This is a genomic window from Streptomonospora mangrovi (assembly GCF_027604915.1).
Lineage (GTDB): Bacteria > Actinomycetota > Actinomycetes > Streptosporangiales > Streptosporangiaceae > Streptomonospora > Streptomonospora mangrovi.
The window spans coordinates 56,289-76,163 of sequence record NZ_JAJAQC010000031.1 but is presented as its reverse complement, the minus strand read 5'-3'; the positions used below and the strand labels follow the sequence as shown (position 1 = coordinate 76,163).

14 protein-coding genes are annotated in these 19,875 nt (G+C 75.2%); 9 read left to right on the top strand and 5 right to left on the bottom strand.

Going from position 1 to position 19,875, the window contains the following annotated elements; all coding sequences use genetic code 11:
• Positions 1-5 precede the first annotated feature (5 nt).
• Positions 6-854: a nitroreductase/quinone reductase family protein gene (locus LG943_RS17990; protein ID WP_270073463.1), complete on the top strand. Its 849-nt coding sequence runs from the start codon at positions 6-8 to the stop codon at positions 852-854.
• Positions 855-1,011: 157 nt separating this feature from the next.
• Here the strand turns inward: LG943_RS17990 and LG943_RS17985 are convergent, their stop codons facing one another.
• Positions 1,012-2,736 carry a PucR family transcriptional regulator gene (locus LG943_RS17985; protein WP_270073478.1) on the bottom strand — a complete coding sequence of 575 codons (1,725 nt, stop codon included), beginning with the start codon at positions 2,734-2,736 and terminating at the stop codon, positions 1,012-1,014.
• Between the two features lie 328 nt (positions 2,737-3,064).
• Between LG943_RS17985 and pruA the strand changes: the two genes are divergently transcribed.
• Together pruA and LG943_RS17975 are read left to right on the top strand one after the other, a co-directional pair.
• Complete coding sequence (gene pruA, locus LG943_RS17980; RefSeq protein ID WP_270073462.1) at positions 3,065-4,690, top strand: L-glutamate gamma-semialdehyde dehydrogenase; 1,626 nt, start codon at positions 3,065-3,067, stop codon at positions 4,688-4,690.
• Between the two features lie 62 nt (positions 4,691-4,752).
• The gene (locus LG943_RS17975) at positions 4,753-5,679 is read left to right on the top strand and encodes a proline dehydrogenase family protein (protein WP_270073461.1); all 927 of its coding nucleotides are present in this window, start codon (positions 4,753-4,755) and stop codon (positions 5,677-5,679) included.
• 84 nt (positions 5,680-5,763) lie between these two features.
• Here the strand turns inward: LG943_RS17975 and LG943_RS17970 are convergent, their stop codons facing one another.
• Positions 5,764-6,720: a TauD/TfdA dioxygenase family protein gene (locus LG943_RS17970; protein WP_270073460.1), complete on the bottom strand. Its 957-nt coding sequence runs from the start codon at positions 6,718-6,720 to the stop codon at positions 5,764-5,766.
• A 778-nt stretch (positions 6,721-7,498) separates the two neighbouring features.
• Between LG943_RS17970 and LG943_RS17965 the strand changes: the two genes are divergently transcribed.
• Positions 7,499-8,476: a Bax inhibitor-1/YccA family protein gene (locus tag LG943_RS17965; protein WP_270073459.1), complete on the top strand. Its 978-nt coding sequence runs from the start codon at positions 7,499-7,501 to the stop codon at positions 8,474-8,476.
• 143 nt (positions 8,477-8,619) lie between these two features.
• Here the strand turns inward: LG943_RS17965 and LG943_RS17960 are convergent, their stop codons facing one another.
• From LG943_RS17960 to LG943_RS17950, 3 genes are all read right to left on the bottom strand, one after another.
• Positions 8,620-8,865 carry a DUF4287 domain-containing protein gene (locus LG943_RS17960; RefSeq protein ID WP_270073458.1) on the bottom strand — a complete coding sequence of 82 codons (246 nt, stop codon included), beginning with the start codon at positions 8,863-8,865 and terminating at the stop codon, positions 8,620-8,622.
• Positions 8,866-9,155: 290 nt separating this feature from the next.
• On the bottom strand, positions 9,156-10,379 hold the full coding sequence (locus LG943_RS17955) for an acetyl-CoA C-acetyltransferase (RefSeq protein ID WP_270073457.1): 1,224 nt from the start codon (positions 10,377-10,379) through the stop codon (positions 9,156-9,158).
• Between the two features lie 201 nt (positions 10,380-10,580).
• Complete coding sequence (locus LG943_RS17950) at positions 10,581-11,639, bottom strand: SGNH/GDSL hydrolase family protein (protein ID WP_408648609.1); 1,059 nt, start codon at positions 11,637-11,639, stop codon at positions 10,581-10,583.
• Positions 11,640-12,047: 408 nt separating this feature from the next.
• Here LG943_RS17950 and LG943_RS17945 point away from each other — a divergent pair, with 408 nt between their 5' ends.
• The 5 genes from LG943_RS17945 (at position 12,048) to LG943_RS17925 (ending at position 19,827) form a co-directional block, all read left to right on the top strand.
• Positions 12,048-13,415 carry a cystathionine beta-synthase gene (locus LG943_RS17945; RefSeq protein WP_270073456.1) on the top strand — a complete coding sequence of 456 codons (1,368 nt, stop codon included), beginning with the start codon at positions 12,048-12,050 and terminating at the stop codon, positions 13,413-13,415.
• Between the two features lie 96 nt (positions 13,416-13,511).
• Entirely contained in the window at positions 13,512-14,204 is a 693-nt protein-coding gene (locus LG943_RS17940) for an acyltransferase (RefSeq protein ID WP_270073455.1), read from the top strand.
• 101 nt (positions 14,205-14,305) lie between these two features.
• On the top strand, positions 14,306-16,114 hold the full coding sequence (locus LG943_RS17935) for a hypothetical protein (protein WP_270073454.1): 1,809 nt from the start codon (positions 14,306-14,308) through the stop codon (positions 16,112-16,114).
• Positions 16,115-16,164: 50 nt separating this feature from the next.
• Entirely contained in the window at positions 16,165-17,895 is a 1,731-nt protein-coding gene (locus LG943_RS17930; protein WP_270073453.1) for a hypothetical protein, read from the top strand.
• 87 nt (positions 17,896-17,982) lie between these two features.
• The gene (locus LG943_RS17925) at positions 17,983-19,827 is read left to right on the top strand and encodes a hypothetical protein (protein WP_270073452.1); all 1,845 of its coding nucleotides are present in this window, start codon (positions 17,983-17,985) and stop codon (positions 19,825-19,827) included.
• Positions 19,828-19,875: the final 48 nt, after the last annotated feature.

Below are 19,875 nucleotides of genomic sequence, written 5' to 3'. Positions count from 1 at the left end.
CCTCTATGACCGAAACCTCCGCGCCCACCGACTTCAACCAAGCCGTGATCGCCGAGTTCCGCGCCAACCACGGCCGGGTCGGCGGCATGTTCGAGGGCGCCCGCCTGCTGCTGCTCACCACCACCGGCGCGCGCAGCGGCCGACCGCACACCGTCCCGCTGGGCTACCTGCCCGACGGCGAGCGCACCATCGTGATCGCCTCGGCGGGCGGCTCGCCCCGCCACCCCGCCTGGTACCACAACGTGCGGGCCAACCCCCGTGTCACCGTCGAGAACGGCGTCTTCACCCTGGAGGCCGACGCGGTGGTGCTGGAGGGCGAGGAGCGCGACGCCGTGTTCGCCCGCGCCGCCGAGGCCGACCCCGGATGGGCGGAGTACCAGGCCAAGGCCGCCGGGCGCACCATCCCCGTGGTGGCCCTCAACCCCGTGAGCGCCGCCCCGGTCGAGCGCCGGCTGGGCGACGGCCTGGTGGTCCTGCACGACTCCCTGCGCCGCGAACTCGCCCTGATCCGCACCGAGATCAGCGGGTCGGGCCCCACCTTGGGCGCCCAGTTGCGCGTCAACTGCCTGACCATGTGCCAGAGCCTGGGCTTCCACCACACGATGGAGGACAACGGCATGTTCCCGGCGGTGGCCAAGGCCCACCCCGAGACCGCCGAGACCATCGCCCGGCTCAGCGCCGAGCACAAGACCATCGAACGCCTGCTGGACCGCCTCCGGGACTTGCTCGCCGGAGCCGAACCGGACAAGGGCACCCTCGCCGAGGAGGTCGACCACCTGATCACCCAGTTGGAGGCCCACCTCGACTACGAGGAGGAGCAGTTGGTCCCGATCCTCAACCGGTTCACCCCGTAACGCCCCGGCCCCCGCCGACCAGCGGTGGTACTGGACCGACGACTGGCAGCGGGGAGAGCGCGAGGCCGACGAGCAGATCGAGGCGGGAGCGGGCACGGTCTACGGCGACGCGCAGGCCATGTTCGAGGCTCTGGACCGGTGAGCGCGCGGGCGCGGGCTACTGGTTCGTCCGTTCCAGGAGGAGTTGCAGGTGGGTGAAGAGGCGCTGGGTGGGGTCGGAGAGGTCGATGCCGCTGATGGACTCCGCGCGGCGGACGCGGTAGCGCAGGGTGTTGGGGTGGACGTGCAGGCGGGCCGAGGCGGTGCGGACGTCGCCGAACTCCTCCAGATAGGCCAGCAGCGAGGGCACCAGGTCGGAGTTGTGCGCGGTGTCGTGGGCGGCCAGGGCGCTGACCCGGGGGTCGCGCAGGGCGGGTGAGGCGCGCAGGTAGGCCAGGGTCTCGCTGATCAGCACCTGGGTGCGCACGTCGGACATCGTGGCGACGTCCTTGGCCAGGTCGCGGCCCATGGCGTCGAGGACGCGGTCGGCCTCGGCGCGCGACTCCGCCACCCGCCCCAGGGAGTCCACCGGCGACCCCATCGCGCCCTGCACCGCCACGCCCAGCGTGGCGCGCGCCGCCTCGACGGTCTTGCGGGTCAGGGCCAGCACCGACCCCTCCGCCGAGGCGTCCGCGCCCTCGGCCGCACCGCGCGAGCCCCGCGCGAGGTCGGGCATCAGCACGTAGATCCGGCCGCCGATCGCGGTCACCAGGGAGTGGCGCCGGTAGGCGGCGGTGTGCACGGTGACCAGGTCGACGAGTCGGCGCCGGACCAGTTCGCGGCCCGAGGGGTCGCCGGGGTCGGCCCCCGCCCGCCGCGCACCCGCCGCACCCGCCGTGCCCGCCGGGCCGGGGGCCGGGGCGAACGCCACCACCAGGGCGGGGCGCTCGTGGGTGACCTCGATGGTGTCGGCCAGCGCCGCCGCCTCGATGCGCCCCTCCAGCAGGCTCGCCAGCAGGTCGTCGCGCAGTCGCAGGCCCACCGCGCTCTCGGTGCGGTGCCGCAGCAGGTGCAGGGCCGCCATGCGGGCGGCGCCCAGCAGGGCCTCCTCGGCGTTGGCGCTGAGCGGCTGGGCGCCCTCCTGCACCCAGATCGCGCCCAGCGGCTGGGCACCGGCGTGGATGCCCACCGCCAGCCGGCGCCGGATGCCCAGCTCGGGGTGCTCCTCGACGCGCACGACCTCCTCGCCCGCGCGCAGCCGCGAGAACACCCCCCACTCCCGCAGCAGCGCCAGGTACTGCTCGGGTCCGCGCCGGCCCAGCACCGAGAGCCGGCGCAGTTCGTCCACCTCCTCGCCGCTGGAGTAGGCCAGCACGCGGCTGGCGGAGTCCTCGACGGTGACCAGGCCGCCGGTCAGCGCGGCGATCGTCTGGGCGAGGGAGAACAGGTCGCCGCCGGGCTCGCCGAGATCGGTGTCGGCGGCCAGCCGGGCGTCGTCCAGCACGGTGCGGCACAGCGAGTGCAACTGGTCCCAGCGGACCTCCGGCCGCACCGCCAGCAGCGCCACGCCCGCCTCCTCGGCGACCGCGCCCAGCAGCGCGGCCTCGTCGCCGCCGCGCCGCACCGGCGGCGCCGCGCCCCGGCCCGGCGGGGGCGCCGCATCGCCGGCGGCCACCTTGACCGCGACCGCCGCCGCGCCGCGCCGGGCGGCGGCCTGCACCAGGTGGCGGGCCGCCGCCCCGCGCGCGCCGATCAGCAGCACCAGGTCGCCGGGCGAGGCGTCGGGCTCCTCCTCGGGGTCGGCCAGCACCACGGTGTCCACCCGCACGTCCAGGCCGCCGGGCGCGGCCAGTACGTCGACCAGCGGGTCGCCCACCGCCAGCAGCAGCCGGCGCAGCGGCACACCCGAGCCCGATCCGGTGTCGGGACCGGCGGCCGGATCGGCTGCGGGGCCGGCGGCGGGCGGCGCGGCGGGAGCCGCACTTCGCTCGGGCGCGGCAGGCTCGCCGGGCGCGGGCGGTGGCGCGGCTCCCGGCGCGCCGTGCTCGGGCGCGGGTGTGGGGGACGGACCGGGGGAGGAGGCGGGCGGCGGCGTGGCGGAGTCCATGGTGGATCCATTTTGTCGTATCGGCCAAGTGGACGGCGCGAACGTCGGACCGCCGGACAACGCCCGCCCGCGCCGGCCTCTTTTACGTTTGACCAGTTCAACCAGGTCTTTCGCGGGAGGTCGCATGGACGCCGTCACCAACGTCCCCACGCCGGTCAACGAGCCGGTCCTGACGTACGCGCCCGGAAGCCCCGAGCGGGCCGAGTTGACCGCCGAACTCACCCGCTTGGCCAAGGAGCCCGTCGACCTGACCATGGCGATCGGCGGCGAGCGGCGGATGGGCGGCGGCGCGCGGGTGGACGTTGTCCAGCCGCACAAGCACGCCCACGTCCTGGGCACCCTGGGCACCGCCACCCAGGACGACGCCCGCGCGGCGATCGCCGCCGCCAAGGACGCGGCGCCGGCCTGGCGGGCGATGCCCTTCGACGAGCGCGCCGCCGTGCTGCTGCGCGCCGCCGACCTGCTGGCCGGCCCCTGGCGGCAGACCCTCAACGCCGCCACCATGCTCGGCCAGTCCAAGACCGCGATCCAGGCCGAGATCGACGCCGCCTGCGAGCTGATCGACTTCTGGCGGTTCAACGTCGCCTACGCCCGCCGCCTCATGGCCGAGCAGCCGCACAGCCCCGCCGGGCAGTGGAACCGCCTGGAGCAGCGGCCGCTGGAGGGCTTCGTCTACGCCGTCACCCCGTTCAACTTCACCGCCATCGCCGGCAACCTGCCCACCGCGCCGGCGCTGATGGGCAACGTCGTGGTGTGGAAGCCCGCCGTCACCCAGCAGTTCTCCGCGCACCTGCTCATGGCCCTGCTGGAGGAGGCCGGCCTGCCGCCGGGCGTCATCAACATGGTCACCGGCGACGGGATCGCGGTCTCGGAGGTCGCCCTGGCCGACCCCGACCTGGCGGGGGTGCACTTCACCGGCTCCACCCGGGTGTTCCAGCAGTTCTGGCGCACGGTGGGGGAGAACATCGCGACCTACCGGTCCTACCCCCGCATCGTGGGCGAGACCGGCGGCAAGGACTTCATCGTCGCCCACGCCAGCGCCGACCCCGACGTCGTGCGCACCGCGATCGTGCGCGGCGCGTTCGAGTACCAGGGCCAGAAGTGCTCGGCGGCCTCCCGCGCGTTCGTCGCCCGCTCGGTGTGGGAGCGCATGCGCGACGACCTCGTCGCCGAGGTTGAGGCGCTGCCGATGGGCGACGTCACCGACCTGTCCAACTTCCTGGGCGCGGTCATCGACCGCCGCTCCTACGACCGCCTCGCCGCCGTGCTGGAGCGCGTCCACGCCGACCCCACGCTCACCGTGATCGCCGGCGGCACCTGCGACGACTCCACCGGCTACTTCGTGCGCCCCACCGTGGTGGTGGGCACCGACCCCGGCAACGACGTCTTCCGCACCGAGTACTTCGGCCCGATCGTCGCCGTGCACGTCTACGACGACGCCGACTACGAGCGGATCCTGGACGTGGTGGACCGCGGCTCGGCCTACGCGCTGACCGGTGCGGTGATCGCCACCGACCGCGCCGCCATCGCCGCCGCCCACGAGGCGCTGCGGTTCGCGGCGGGCAACTTCTACGTCAACGACAAGCCCACGGGCTCGGTCGTGGGCCAGCAGCCCTTCGGCGGCTCCCGCGCCAGCGGCACCAACGACAAGGCCGGCAGCGCGCAGAACCTCGCGCGCTGGACCAGCCCGCGCTCCATCAAGGAGACGTTCGTCCCGCCGACGGCCTCGCGCCACCCCCACCAGGGCTGAGCCGCACCGCCGGGCCGGCCCCGCCCGGGGCCGGCCCCGAGCACGAAGGGAAGGGACCGCACATGCTGCGCACCGCACTGCTGGCCGCCGGGCGCTCCCGCGCCTGCCGCGCGGTCGTGGAGCGCGCGCCGGTGACGCGCGAGGTCGTGGCCCGCTACGTGGCCGGGTCCACACTGGAGGAGGCGCTGGGGGCGGTGGCGGCGCTGACCACCGACCGCGAGGTCACCCTGGACCACCTCGGCGAGGACGTCACCGACGCCGCGCAGGCCCGCGCCACCGTCGACGCCTACACCCGGCTGCTGGCAGAACTCGCCCGCACCGGCCTGGCCGCCCGCGCCGAGGTGTCGGTCAAGCTGTCGGCGGTGGGCCGGCTGCTGCCGCGCGACGGCGACAAGATCGCCCTGGACAACGCCCGCCGCATCTGCGCGGCCGCCGCCGAGGCGGGCACCACCGTGACCCTGGACATGGAGGACCACACGGCGGTGGACGCCACCCTGGGGGTCCTGGCCGCGCTGCGGGCGGACTTCCCCGACACCGGCGCGGTGCTCCAGTCCTACCTGCGCCGCACCGAGGCCGACTGCCGCGACCTCAGCGGCGCGGGATCGCGGGTGCGGCTGTGCAAGGGCGCCTACGACGAGCCGGAGTCGGTGGCCTACCGCGACCGCGCCGAGGTCGACCGCTCCTACGTGCGCTGCCTGCGGATCCTGATGCGCGGCGCGGGCTACCCCATGGTGGCCTCGCACGACCCCCGGCTCATCGCGATCGCCGGGCGGCTCGCCGAGGACGCCGGCCGGGGCCCCGCCGACTACGAGCACCAGATGCTCTACGGGGTGCGCGACCGCGAGCAGCGGCGGCTCGCCGCCGAGGGCCGGCGCATGCGGGTCTACGTGCCCTACGGCGACGAGTGGTACGGCTACTTCATGCGCCGCCTCGCCGAGCGGCCGGCCAACGTGGCGTTCTTCGCGCGCTCGCTGGTCAGCCGGGGCTGAGCCGCCCGAGCCGACTCGGCCCGTGCCGAGCCGGCCGAGCCGGCGGCCCGGGCGCGGCGCGCGCCGCGCCCGGGCCGGTGGACGCTAGAACGGCCGGTCGCCCACGATCGCCACGCGCTCGGCCACGCGCGCGTGCGGGTAGTAGTCGTTCACCGCGTAGTGCTGGGTGGCGCGGTTGTCCCAGAACGCCAGGGAGTCCTTGCGCCACTGGAACCGCACCTGGTACTCGGGCACGTGCGCCTGCTGGAACAGGAAGCGCAGCAGCCGGTCGCTCTCCTCGGGCTCCATGCCCAGGATGCGGGTGGTGAAGGAGACGTTGACGAACAGGGTCTTGCGGCCGGTCTCGGGGTGGGTGCGCACGACCGGGTGGTGCACCGGCGGGAACCGGTCCTGCCACTCCAGCAGCTTCTCGCGGCTGAGGAACCGGGCGAACCCGGGGATCACGTCGTGCTCGGCGACCGCGCCGTCGATTCGCTCCTTGACCGCCTCCGGCAGGTTGTCGTAGGCGGCGCCCATGTCGGCCCACATGGTGTCGCCGCCCTGCGGCGGGACCTCCACCAGCCGCAGCAGCGCGCCCATGGCGGGGGCCTGGCGCCAGGTGACGTCGGTGTGCCAGACGTTCTCGTAGCTGGGCGGCATCTCGCCCTTGGCGAAGCGGGCGATGTGGGCGTCCTCGCCCTGGTCGATGAACGGGTTGGTCTCCAGTTCGCCCCACATGCGGGCGATCTCCTGCTGGCGCTGGGCCGTGATGGGCTGGTCGCGGAAGAAGACGACTTTGAACTCCAGCAGCGCGCGGTGGATCTCGGCGCGCAGCGCCTCGCTGATGGGCGCGCGCAGGTCGACGCCGTGGATCTCGGCGCCGATCACCCGGCCCAGCGGACGGACCTCGAAGGCGGTGTAGGGGCGCTCTTGGGCGCCCTCGGGCAGCCGCCGCAGGACGCGGGGGCCCTCGACGACGGCGTCGTCGACGCAGCGGGCCTCGCGCAGGGTGCCCGCGGGGGCGGGGGAGGGCGGTGTCGCCTGGGTGGTGAGGACGGTCATGCGTGCGCTCTCCTTCGTCGTGTCGTGCGTCGTGTCGTGCTGCGTGGTGGCGGGTGGTCGTGGCGCGCCGCCCGCGCCGGGCGCGTGCGGCCGCACCGCGGCGGGGGCGCGGTGGGGGCGCCGTGGACGCGGTGGAGTACGGCGGGACGCGGTGGCGGTCGCTGTGGGGGGGTGCTGTGGGTGGCGGTGGTGTGCGGACAGGAGTGGCGGGCGGCCGGGCGGAGGAGCGGGGCGGGGCCGCCAGGACGGTGCGGCCCGGCCCCGGTCGGGGGCGGTGGTGGTCGGGCGCAGCGCCGCGTCCGGTGCCGGGGGCACGCGGCGCGGCCAGGCGCTGGTCACTCCAGGTGATCAGAGAAGGGCGGTGTGTCGCCGTGGTCGTCCCCAGGGGCGGCTACAAGAAGGACTCGCGGTGCGGTCACCTGGTGGCCGGGTGGGGGCCGGCGGTGCGCCGGGCGCGCGGAGCGCGCGAAGGGGTCAGGCGCGGGGTGGGGAACCCAGGCGCCCGCGGCGACACAGCAGAGCGGCGGTGCCGCGGCGCGCCCCGATACGGATTTCGGGCCGGAAGGTGGCCAGGAGGAACCGGGGCGGCGTGAACATGGTCTGAGGATGCGGACAGCGCGGGGCCGCTGTCAACCCCCACACCGTCCTCGCCTACCACGCCTCGGGGGCCGTCCGCACCCGCTGAGTCCGACCCGTGACGTTCGCGGGGAACCAGCGGGCGGGGCCGTGCGTTACGTTGAGGGCACACAGGTCACGCCCTGGAAAGGCTTGCGCAGACATGCAGATTAGGAGTTCCAACCCCGTTCTCAAACGGGCCGTGCGGTCCGGCCGCGCCGGCTATGGGCAGTCGCACCAGGCCCCCTACGGCCAGGGCGGGCCCTACCAGCAGGGCTACCAGCAGCCCTACGGCCAGCCCGGCTACCCCCAGCCCGGCTACCCCCAGCCCGGCTACGGCCCGCAGGGCTACGCCCAGCCCGGCCAGGCCCCATACGGCCAGGCCCCGTACGGCCAGGCGCCCTACGGTCAGCCCGGCTACGGCGCGGCCTCGGCCGCCGACCGCCTGACCATCGACGACGTCGTGGTGCGCAGCGCGATCACCCTCGGCATGGTCATCCTCACCGCCGTGCCGACCTATCTCATCACCGTGTCGCCCAACCCGCTCGGCATGGGGCTGGCGTTCCTCGGCGCCATCGGCGGCCTGATCCTCGGCCTGGTCATCAGCTTCCGGCAGTCGACCAACCCGGCCCTGATCCTGGTCTACGCCGCCCTTGAGGGCCTGTTCGTCGGCGGCCTCAGCGGCATCCTCGAACTCTCCCTTGCGGCGTCGTCGGGCTCGGCCATCGGCTCGCTGGTCACCCAGGCGGTGTTCGCCACGCTGATCACCGCGGGCGCGGTGCTGGCCGTCTACAAGTTCCGCATCATCCGGGTGACCAACACCTTCGTCAAGGTCGTCACCGCCGCGGCGCTGGGCCTGCTGGTGCTGCTGCTGGTCAACCTGGTGGCGGCGCTGTTCATCCCCGGCGGCCTGGGCCTGCGCGAGCCCTCCCTGCTGGGCCTGGGCATCTCGCTCATCGCGGTCACCCTGGCCGCGGCCATGCTGATGATCGAGTTCCGCGGCATCGAGGACGCCCTCAACATGGGCCTGCCGCGCAAGTTCTCCTGGCAGTTGGCCTTCGGCCTGACCGTCACCCTGGTCTGGCTCTACATCGAGATCATCCGCATGATCTGGATCATCCGCTCGCTCTTCAGCGAGTGACCCGCGTTCGGCGGGCCGCCCCGGCGGTCCGCCGCGTGCGCTGACACCACGGCGCCCCGTCCGGCCAAGCCGGGCGGGGCGCCGTCGTCGTGCCGGGTGGCCGCGAGGCGGCCGGCACCCGGTTCACGGGCGTGTCGCGGTCATCAGGGGCGCTGCCTCGGTACGAACGAACGGTTGCGCCGGCGCCGGTCGTACTCCTGGACGATCGCCTGGGCGTAGCCGTGGCTGAGGTTGTACTCGTCGGCCAGCCAGTTGGAGCGTTCCAGGCAGCGGGACAGGCCCGGGCCGTGTTCGAGCGTGTCGAACCACTCGCTGAGTTCGCGGCCGGTGACGGTCGGGATCCGGGCGATCAGTTGCGCGTGCGTCTCCGGCGAGTGGGTTACCGACATTGGCACCTCCATAGGTGGGTGGCACTTACCTGCGACACTGCAACAGGATCACGGTTTGGACAAGACCCTCAGCCGGGCTTTTACGTCCGGGTTTGTCGGTCGTCCGTCCCGGTTTGGTCACTCACCGTTCGCACGGAGGCCATCGAAAGGCGCGGGAAGCCCCGCGTGGCGGGGGCTCCCGCGTCCGCACCGCCCTCGGCGGCGGCGCGGACGCGGGAGGAGCGGCGCCGGCCGCGCCGCGATGATCGATCATCCCCGGCGGGGGCCGGGTCGGCCCCCGCCGGCCGCCCTCAGCTCAGCCGCTCGTAGACCGCCGCCATGCCCTGGCCGCCGCCCACGCACATGGTCTCCAGGCCGAAGGTCTTGTCGTGGAAGTCCAGGCCGTTGAGCAGGGTGGTGGCGATGCGGGCGCCGGTCATACCGAAGGGGTGGCCCACGGCGATGGCGCCGCCGTTGACGTTGAGCTGGCGGTCGATGTCGATGCCCAGGTCGTCGGCCGAGGGCAGCACCTGCGCGGCGAACGCCTCGTTGATCTCGACCAGGTCGATGTCGCCGATGCTCATGTTGGCGCGGGCCAGCGCCTGCCGCGACGCCTCGACCGGCCCCAGGCCCATGATCTCCGGCGAGAGCGCGCTGACCCCGGTGGAGACGATGCGCGCCAGCGGGGTGATGCCGAGCTGGGCCGCCCGGGTGTCGCTCATGATCACCAGCGCGGCGGCGCCGTCGTTGAGCGGGCAGCAGTTGCCCGCCGTCACGGTGCCGTCGGGGCGGAACACCGGCTTCAGCTCCGAGACCTTCTCGTAGGAGGTGCCGCGCCGGGGGCCGTCGTCGGTGTCGACCACGGTGCCGTCGGGCAGCGTGATCGGCACGATCTCGCGGCTCCAGAACCCGTTGTCGATCGCCTTCTCGGCGAGGTTCTGGGAGCGCACCCCGAACTCGTCCTGGCGCTGCCGCGACACCCCGCGCAGTTGCGCGACGTTCTCGGCGGTCTGGCCCATGGCGATGTAGACGTCGGGCAGCCGGCCGTCCTCGCGCGGGTCGCGCCAGGGCTGGGCCCCGCCCTCGGCCCGCTTGGCGGTGCGCTCCTCGGCCTCGGTGAAGACGGGGTTCTTGGTGTCGGGCAGGGAGTCGCTGTTGCCCTTGACGAACCGGCTGACCACCTCGACGCCGGCGGAGACGAACACGTCGCCCTCGCCGGCCTTGATGGCGTGGTAGGCCATGCGGGTGGTCTGGAGCGAGGAGGAGCAGTAGCGGGTGACGGTGGCCCCGGGCACACCGTCGAGCCCCAGTTGCACGGCGATGACGCGGGCCAGGTTGTGCCCCTGCTCGCCGCCGGGCAGCCCGCAGCCCAGGAGCAGGTCCTCGACGTCCTTGGGGTCGAGCTGGGGCACCTTGGCGAGCGCGGCGGTGATGACCTGCGCGGCGAGGTCGTCGGGCCGGATGTCCTTCAAGGAGCCCTTGAAGGCGCGCCCGATGGGAGAACGCGCGGTCGCGACGATGACGGCTTCGGGCATGTGCGCGGCCTTTCTCAGCGGAACACGATGTGACCGACCAGTAGGTCTGTCGGTGTTACAGGAAGGTTAACCGAGCCGGCCGCCGCGTGGGGTGCCGAGGTACCGTGTCGCGCCGCCCCGGTGCCCGAGCCGCACCGACGCGCACCGACGCGCACCGCCCCGGCGCCGCGCTGCGGGCCGGGGCGGTGGCGGGCGGCGGGCTCAGCCGGCGGCGGAGGACCCGGTGACCTCGTGTTCGGCGGTGTCGTCGTCCTCGACCGCCACCGGCGGGGTGGTGGCGACCTCCTCGGTGCGGGGCCGGCGGCGCATGAGGGTGGCCCAGCGGCCCCGGGGGCCGCGTTCGCGCCCGGCCACCCGGGCGCGGCTGACCTCGCTGCCGCCGGACTCGGCGGCGGCCACGGCCGCCCGGTGCACGGGCAGGACGTCCTCGTCGGGGGCGGGTTCGAGCCGGTCGGCGAGGTCGGGCAGCAGGCCCAGCGCGGCGCACGCCGAGGGCAGCACGGCCGCCGCCGCGTGGGCGTAGCCCCGCGCCGATGGGTGGAAGCGGTCGGGGCCGAACATCTCGTCGGGGCGGGCCAGGAAGTCCTCGGCCAGCAGGTTGCCCAGCGACACCGTGCGCCCGCCCGCCTCGATCACGCCGATGGTCTGGGCGGCGGCGAGCTGGCGCGAGGCCCGGCGGGCGATGTAGCGCAGCGGCTGGCCGATGGGCTGCACCGTGCCGAGGTCGGGGCAGGTGCCCACCACCACCGCCGTGCCCATGCCCACCAGTTCGCGCACGACCTCCTGGAGGTGGCGCACGGAGTCGGCCGGGCGCATGCGGCGGATGACGTCGTTGGCGCCGATGAAGACGACCGCGAGGTCGGGGGCGCGCTTGCGCCGGCGCAGCTTCTCGACCTGCTCGTGCAGGTCGGCGGAGGTGGCGCCGACCTTGGCCACCCGGCGCAGCCGCACCGGGCGGTCGGCCACCGCCGCGATGCCCGAGGCCAGCATGCTGCCGGGGGTCTCCAGGGCGTCGGCCACGGCGAACCCGGCGGCCGTGGAGTCGCCCATCATGGCGAACAGCAGCGGGGTGCCGGTGCCCTGGCCGTAGACGCCGTCGGCCTTGGGCGGCTGCCACTTGGTGAAGCCGATGGCGTGCACGGCCATGCGCGCCTGGAGGTAGAGCAGCCCCACCGTGGTGGCCCCCAGCAGGGTGATCCCGCCACCGCCGAACGCGGTGGCCGTGGCGATCCTGCGGGCGCGGGCGGCGCGCAGCACCATGTCGGCCTCCCTGGGTCGAGCGGCCACCCGGCTCGGCGGCGGTGTCCGGGCGGCGCCGCGCTGCCGCCGCGCCCGGACGGGCTGCTGTTTCCGGTGTGCCCGGTTTGCTGGTCTTGGGTACCCGTGGACTGAACGGCCGTCCTGATGGTGGTTGTTCCCGTTCGTCGCCCGGTTCACATGCTGTGCGCCGAGGCGCTCCCGGCGTGTCACCGCCGCTTCAGCGGGCCGGCGGGGGCGCGCGGGCGGGCGCCGAGGAGCGGCGGCGTCCCGCCCGCGCGGCGCCCGGTTCCACCGCTGGTCACCGGGTGCCGAGCGCGGCCGGGCGCCCGTTAGAGTCAGGGCACGGCCCAGCGGCGCGCAGGAGGCGCCGGGGCCGGGCGACGGCGCCGTAGTGAGAGAGGTTCAGCGATGCGGGTCCACAACTCTTTGATCGAACTGGTGGGGAACACCCCGCTGCTGCGGCTGAACAAGGTGACCAGCGGGCTCGCCCCCACCGTGCTGGCCAAGGTCGAGTACTTCAACCCCGGCGGTTCGGTCAAGGACCGGATCGCCCTGCGCATGGTCGAGGAGGCCGAGAAGAGCGGCAAGCTGCGGCCCGGCGGCACCATCGTGGAGCCCACCTCGGGCAACACCGGTGTGGGCCTGGCGATCGTCGCCGCCGAGAAGGGCTACCGCTGCGTGTTCGTGTGCCCCGACAAGGTCGGCTCGGACAAGCTCGCCGTGCTGCGCGCCTACGGCGCCGAGGTCGTGGTCTGCCCCACGACCGTGGCGCCCGACCACCCCGACTCCTACTACTCGGTCTCCGACCGCCTGGCCCAGACCATCCCCGGCGCCTGGAAGCCCGACCAGTACAGCAACCCGGGCAACCCGGAGTCGCACTACCGCTCCACCGGGCCGGAGATCTGGGAGCAGACCGAGGGGCGCATCACCCACTTCGTGGCCGGGATCGGCACGGGCGGCACCATCACCGGCGCCGGGCGCTACCTCAAGGAGGTCTCCGAGGGCCGGGTCAAGGTCATCGGCGCCGACCCGGAGGGCTCGGTCTACTCCGGCGGCACCGGCCGCCCCTACCTGGTCGAGGGCGTGGGCGAGGACATCTGGCCGCAGACCTACGACCCCGCCGTGTGCGACGAGGTCATCGCGGTCAGCGACAAGGAGTCCTTCCTGATGACCCGGCGCCTGGCCCGCGACGAGACGCTGCTGGTGGGCGGCTCCTGCGGACTGGCCGTGGTCGCGGCCCTGCGGGTGGCGGCCACCGCCTCCCCCGAGGACGTCATCGTGGTGCTGCTGCCCGACGGCGGGCGCGGCTACCTCGGCAAGATCTTCAACGACGAGTGGATGGCCGACTTCGGGTTCCTGGCCGAGGAGACCGAGGAGGCCACCGCCGGCGACGTGCTCGCCGCCAAGGGCCGCGACCTGCCGGAGTTCGTGCACATCCACCCGCACGAGTCGGTGGGCACGGCGGTGTCGATCATGCGCGAGTTCGGCGTCTCGCAGTTGCCGGTCATGAAGGAGGAGCCGCCGGTCATGGCGGCCGAGGTGGTGGGCGCGGTCGCCGAGCGCGACGTGCTCGACGCCCTGTTCAACGGGCGCGCCCGCCTGGAGGAGCCGGTGGAGCAGCACATGGGCGCCCCGCTGCCCGTGGTGGGTTCCGGCGAGCCGGTCAGCCGCTGCGTGGAACTCCTCCAGCAGTCGGGCGCGGTCGTGGTGCTGATGGACGGCAAGCCCGCAGGGCTGCTGACCCGCCAGGACGTGCTGGCGCACCTGTCGCTGTAGCGCCGGCCGGGCGGGCGGCCACCCGGGCGCCCGCCCGCCCGGCGGGGGCGGGGATAATACGCTGCATCCCGTTACTACCGGCCAGTAGATGTGGGGATGCGGGTGTCACGACTCCTCTCCTGGACGCTGCGCGCACTGTGGTCCTGGGCGCGGCGCAACGCCGACGTCCGCGCGGGCTCGCGCGCGGCGCGCCGCTTCGCCGCCTACGGGCCGGGCACCTCGATCGCGTTCCCGCCCGCCACCGTCTTCGGCGAGCCCTGGATCGAACTGGGCGCCCACACCCTGCTGGGCGCCGACATCACGCTGACGGCCGGCATGGTGCCCGGCCTGGACCTGGGGCCGCACCCGCTGATCCGGATCGGCGACGGCTGCACGATCGGGCGCGGCTCCCACGTGGTGGCCCACCGCTCGATCGAACTGGGCGACGACGTCTTCACCGGGCCCTACGTCTACATCACCGACCAGAACCACGTCTACGCCGACACCGACGTGCCCGTGGGCCGCCAGTGGCCCGCCGACGACCCCGTCCGCATCGGGTCGGGCACCTGGATCGGCGCCAACGCCGTGGTGCTGCCGGGCGCCCGCCTGGGCCGCAACTGCGTGGTCGCCGCCAGTTCGGTGGTGCGCCCCGGCGACTACCCCGACTACAGCGTGATCGCGGGGGTGCCGGGGCGGATCGTGCGCCGCTACGACCCCGAGGCCGGCTGGGTGCCGCCGCTGCGCGGCGGCGAGGCCGCCCACCCCTCCCGCACCCTCGACGGCGGCAGCGTGGCCCCGCCGGAGGTGTGATCCGCGTCCCGTTAGGCGTTCGCGGTGGTCAGGGCCGGGCGGGGCGCGCCGCGCGGGAGTACGCTCGGTGGCCGCGGAACCGGCGACCACGGGAGGCGGCCATGGACGGGGCGGACGGGCGGCAGGGGCGGGTGGCGGTGCCCCGGGGACCCGACGGGCCGCAGGAGGCGTTCGCGGTCTTCGCCGAGCTGCGGCGCTCCCACGGGCCCTCCGGCGCCGAACTGGCCCGGGCCGCCGATGCGGACCTGGACCGGCGCCTGGGGCACGCCGCGGCCCTGTACCGGGACGGCCGGTTCGCCGACGCCTACCAGTGGGCCGACAGCGCGGCCGCCGGCCTGAAGGCGCTCGCGGAGCCGAGCCGCCCGGTCCACCTCGAACTGGAGGCCGCGTTCACGGCCGGCGGCAGCGCCCTGCGCCTGGGCCGGCTCGACGACGCCTACCGGCACCTGACGGCGGCGCACCGCCTGGTGCACGCGCCCGGGCGCCTCCCCGCCGAGGCCGAGCGCCGCCTCCTCGCCGAGCGGGTGCGCACGGAGCTGACCGCGCTGCGGGACCGGCTCGTGGAGCGCTCCGACACCTCCGGGCAGCGGTCCGGGCCGGCCGCGCGCGACATGACGCGCGCGCTGCGCGTCGACGCGCTGCTGCCGCAGACCGCCCACCCCCGGCGCGCGCGTGGCTGGCGCACCCGGCTGCTGCACCTCCAGGGGCGGGCGCTGGCGGATGCGGAGGACACCGGCCCCCGGAAGACGGCCTACCACGCGGCGCGCATGACCGCTGCGCGGCTGCTCGCCGACCCGGACCTGACGCCCGGCGCCCCCCACCTGGGCGAGGCGCTGTGGTCCTATGCCGCCGGGATCCGGGCGTGGCTGGGCGCGGGGGAGACCGACAGCCGCGTCGAACTGGCGGCCCTGGCCGACCAGTTGCGCAAGGCCGACGACCTGGTCAGCCGGGCGCCGGGCGAAGCGGGCACCACGGCCGTGGTCGACGTCCGCCGGGCCCTGCGCGACGTGGCGCGGCACCTGGCCGACGGGTACCGGGCCCAGGCCGACGACCGCACCGCGGCCCTCGCCGCGGCGGCCGGGCGGAGCGGGGAGGCCGCCGCGCCGGCCGGTTCCGCAGCCAACGGCCGAGGCGCCACGGGGGCGGGTCAGGCCGCCACCGACACAGGGTTGCTCCGCGCCGAGCGGGACGCCGCGCTCGCGGCCCACCGGGAGTGGTGCCGAACCGCGTGGGAGGCCAGCCGCGCGGCGGGATCCCTCGGCAAGCCCCTCTTGGCGGACTCCTACGACTACCTCAGGGCCCTGGCGTGGGCCGGACCGGAGGGCTGGGCCACGGCCGAGGAGCACTTCGGCGACCTGCCCCGGCGCCTCGAGGGCATGTTCGGCGCCAATGACCCCCGGGTCGCCGCGGCCACCGAGCTGCTGGCCTCGATGGCCCACGCCCGCTCCCGCGCGCACCTGGACGCCGGTGAGCCGCGCGCGGCGCGGGACGCGGCCCGCCAGGCGATCCGGCGCCAGCGCGAGCTGATGGGGATCACGGGGGACCGGCCCTGGGAGGAGCCCCGCACCACGGGACCGCAGGGGGAGGAGAGGGACGAGGGGGGCCGCACCACCGGGCCGCAGGAGAAAGAGGGGAAAGAGCCTTCAGAGGACCGGTTGCGCCTCACCGAGATGGAGGAGACCCTGCGGCGGGCGCTCACGGCGCTCAAGGTGGACGAGCGGGCCGGGCGCGCCCAGCTCCTCGCGGGAGTCCGGGCGGCGCGCGCCGCCCACGACGCGAGGGCGCACAAGGGGCGCCCGGAGCGGCTGCGCGTGGGCACCGCGCCGGGCGACGCCGCGCGGCCGGGCTCCGCCACGGAGGTCAGCCGCGTCCCGCACCCGAGCAGGGTGGCGGCACCCCGGGTGAAATGACACCGATGACCGTATGATGCTGGTTCGTCCAGTGCAGCGGAGGTCGGGGCATGGCGGCGGAAGGCGACCGGGACCGGGGCGAGATCGAGAACGCCGCGAGGTTCCACGGTGACGTCGTGCGGCGGGCGGCGACCGCGCGGACCAGGGCCGACTGGGAGGCGCTGGGCGATGAGCTGAACAGGCGCGTCCTGCACGCCCGGCGGCTCCTCCTCGACGGCAGGCCCGCCGCCGCCGGCGCCTGGGCCACCGGCGTGGCCGACGCGGTCAAGGACCTGGGCGGCGACCTGTTCCCCCACCAGCACGCCACCGCCCTGCTCGTCCGGGGGCTCAGCGCCACCGGCCTCGGCCTGGTCGGTCCGGCTGCCGACGACCTGGCCGGCGCCTACACCCTGCTGCGCGACCCCGCCGTGCCCTGGCCCAACGAGGCGGTCCGCGACGGGCTCATCGGGGAGGCCGCCGCCGGCATCCTCGACCTGCACGGGTACTGCCACGACATGGCGCCCCGCGTCGGCGGCGAGGGCGCCGCCGACTACCGGGCGAACGCGAAATTGGTGCTGAACGCCGCGGTCTCCTTCGAGGAGCGGGCGAAGGACGGACCCCGGTGGCGGCTGGTCCTCGCCGATCGGCTGCTGCGGCAGGCGCGGGAGGTGGACAGCCTGGAGGGCCGCCACCAACTCATCGACGGCGCCTGGTTGCTCACCGCCGCACGGACCGACGACGTCGTGGAACCGGGCGACCGGGCGATGCTCCAGGCGCTCAGCGCCGAGGCGCACCGGCGGAACCTGGAGTGGGCCGAGGCCGCCGAGGAGGCGCCGGACCGCACGGACGTGGTCGACGACATCACCCTCCTCACCAAGCGGATCGACGGCCTCGACCGCCGCTCCCACGGCGACGATCCCGACCTTCAGACGCCGGGCGGCGAGGCCGCCCGGCGGGAGATCCACCTGCTCCTGCGGGCCGCCCTGGCGGCGTACGCCCGGTTCGTGGGGAACGAGGCGCAGGGCCGACTCAGGGAAGGTGAGAACGCGACCCACCAGCTCGCGGAGCGTCGCGGCGCCCTCGAACGCGTCTGGCGGATCAGCCGCGAGCACGAGACCGACCCGTCGCGGCGCCTCGGCGACGCCTACGACTACCTGGTGGCGGTCTCCGAGGGCGGCAGCGCCGACCACCAGGAGCGCCGGGAGATCCTGACCGAACTCGCCGAACTGCCGCGTGACCTGCTGGAGGCCGGGGACCCCCGCGCGCGGGTGGCCGCCGGACTGCTGTACGCCATGGCGACCCAGCACGCCCGGGCGCTGCTGCCCGGGCACGCCGCCAAGCGCGGCGCGGCCGCGCCGGGCGCCGACGCGGGTGCGGACTTCCAGGAGGCGAAGTGGGCCGTCGAGCGCGCCGAGCGACACCACGTCCTCCTCGCGAAGGTCGAGCGGGCCGTGCCCGCCGGGGGGCGGAGCGGGTCGCGCGGGCGGCCCCCGGCCGTGCCCCCCGGCCGCGCGCTGGCGTGGGACGACATCGCCACCCCGCCCCCGCCCCGCCTCCCCGCGAACGACACCGAGCGGCGCACCGGTGAACTGGCCGACCTGCGCGCGGAGATCGCCGACGTCGCCATGCGCGCCAATCACGGCGGTGGGCTGGGTCCGGCGGTCGCGGCCGCCGCCGGGCGCAGCGCTTCCGGCAAGTCCGCCGGGGCTCGGCGGAAGGCCGCCACGGGTGCCGCCGCCCGCCGCCCCGCGCCGGCCGACCCCGCCTCCGTCGCGCGCGCGGCGCGGATCCGCCCCAGGTGAGGCGGTCGCGGGCGCCCGCCGCGCGGTGGGCACCGCGACCGGCCTATGCTGTTGCCGCCCCACCAGCGATCGGCGGAAGGCGGGCCCATGGCGGCGGACGAGGACCAAGAACGCGCCGAGGTCACGAACGCGTACGCGTTCGCCGTACGCGCCCGCGAGAGCGGCGATTCGTGGAGCGGCGACACCCGGCTCGTGGAGGCCACCACGGCCCTGGTCCGCGCCGAAGGGCTGCTGCGGGACGGATTGCCGGAGGCGGCGCTGGCATGGGCCGAGGCGGTGCTGGACGCCACGGCGGGTCGTGATGACCCCCCGTTCCAGGGGGTGCGGACCTCCGCCAGGCTGGCGGCCGGCCACGCGCTGGTCGGCCTGGGCGGGAACCTGCTGAAGAAGGGCAATTTCGGCGGTGCCGCCGTACGCATGGACGACGCAGCCCAGTACCTGCGGGTCGGCTACATGATGCTGCGGGACAACGCGCACGTCTGGCCGCAGGATCGGCGGGACTCCCTCGTCCCGCAGGTCCTCCAAGACGTGCAGGATGTGCACGAGCAGCTCTACACCGCCGCGGCCCACACCCGCGACGCCGGCACGGCGCACCAGTTCCGAATGATCTCGCGGAAGCTGCTGGGCGCCATCACGGAGGCCGAGCGGCGCGCCTCCACGGGTCCCGCAGGGCGGCTCTACCTGGCCAAAGCGCTGCTCGACCGGGCAGAGGGTTTCGCCGACCCGCACGCCCGCCACGATCTCGCGGTGACGGTCAAGGACCTCACCACGGACTTCGACGACCTCCGGTTCCTCCACGAGGAGCACTCGCGCCGGATCTCGCACACGCGGGCCGTGCGGATGTGGCTGGAGGCGGTGCGGGAGACGGGGAGGGAGCTTCCCGGTGTCCTGCTCACCGAGCTGACAGAGGAGTTGGGCGACGCGCACGGCGCGCTCGCGGCAAGCAAGGACGCGAGCGACAGGGAGTACGCCCGGGAGGTGGGGCTCACGCTGCGCGAGGTGCACACGGCGCGCGCCGCCGGCGCTGAAGCGGCCCTGCGTGCCGCCGGCGGGCAGGAGGCCGAGCCGTCCAAGGAGCGCCAGGCCGAGGAGACGGAGACCGCTTCCCCCGACGGCGACCGCGCGCACCTGAACGGCATGCGCAGCCGACGCGACCACCTGCGGCAGGTGTGGGAGTTGAGCCGTGCCTACGAGCCCGCCAACTCGACACGGCTGCTCACCGACTCCTTCGCCTACCTGATGGCGCTCGCCGAGAGCGGCACCCGCGCCGATTGGTCGGCGGCGGAGCGCGAGTTCGCGGACCTGCCCCAGGCGCTACGCGAGGTCCTGCCGCCCGGCGACCGGCGGCCCGGTCAGACGGCCGAGGTGCTGTACGCCATCGCGGCCGAGCGCGCCCGCGGCCACCTCGCCGAGGGTGAGCAGGCCGCCACCGCCGCGACGGCCAAGGACGCCGCCGGCGCGGCGCGGGAGCTGATCGCCAACGCCGAGCGCTACCACGCCCAGGTCGGCACCGCCCCGCGCGCCGCCGCGCCCGGCGCCGGACGGCCTTCCGCCCGCCCGGCGGACGGACCGCTCGATCCCGCCGCCCAGCTCGCCGTGCCGCCCGACCGGCCGGCGGACCGGGCCGCCGAGCAGCGGAGCGCCGAACTCGCCGAGCTGCGCGCCCGGGCCGACCGCCTGGAGAAGGGGCGGTACACGCCCCCGGGCGTGCGCCGGGCGGTGGCCGCGAGCCGGGAGCGCGAAGGCGCGGCGCGCGGCTGGAGCGCTCGGTCGCGGGGACTGGGCGCTCCCCGGAGCGGCGTGACGGCCGACAGCTTCCTCCCCGCGAAAGACCGGCTGGGCCGGATGGGCACCACCACGGCGTCCGCCGCCCGCACCACCCCCGCGTCGGCGGCCCGAGCCGCCCGCCTGCGCGGCCGAGGTCACGCCTGAGCGGCTCCGCCGCCTCGGCGCCCGGGTGATCTGCCGCCCCGGTGCCTT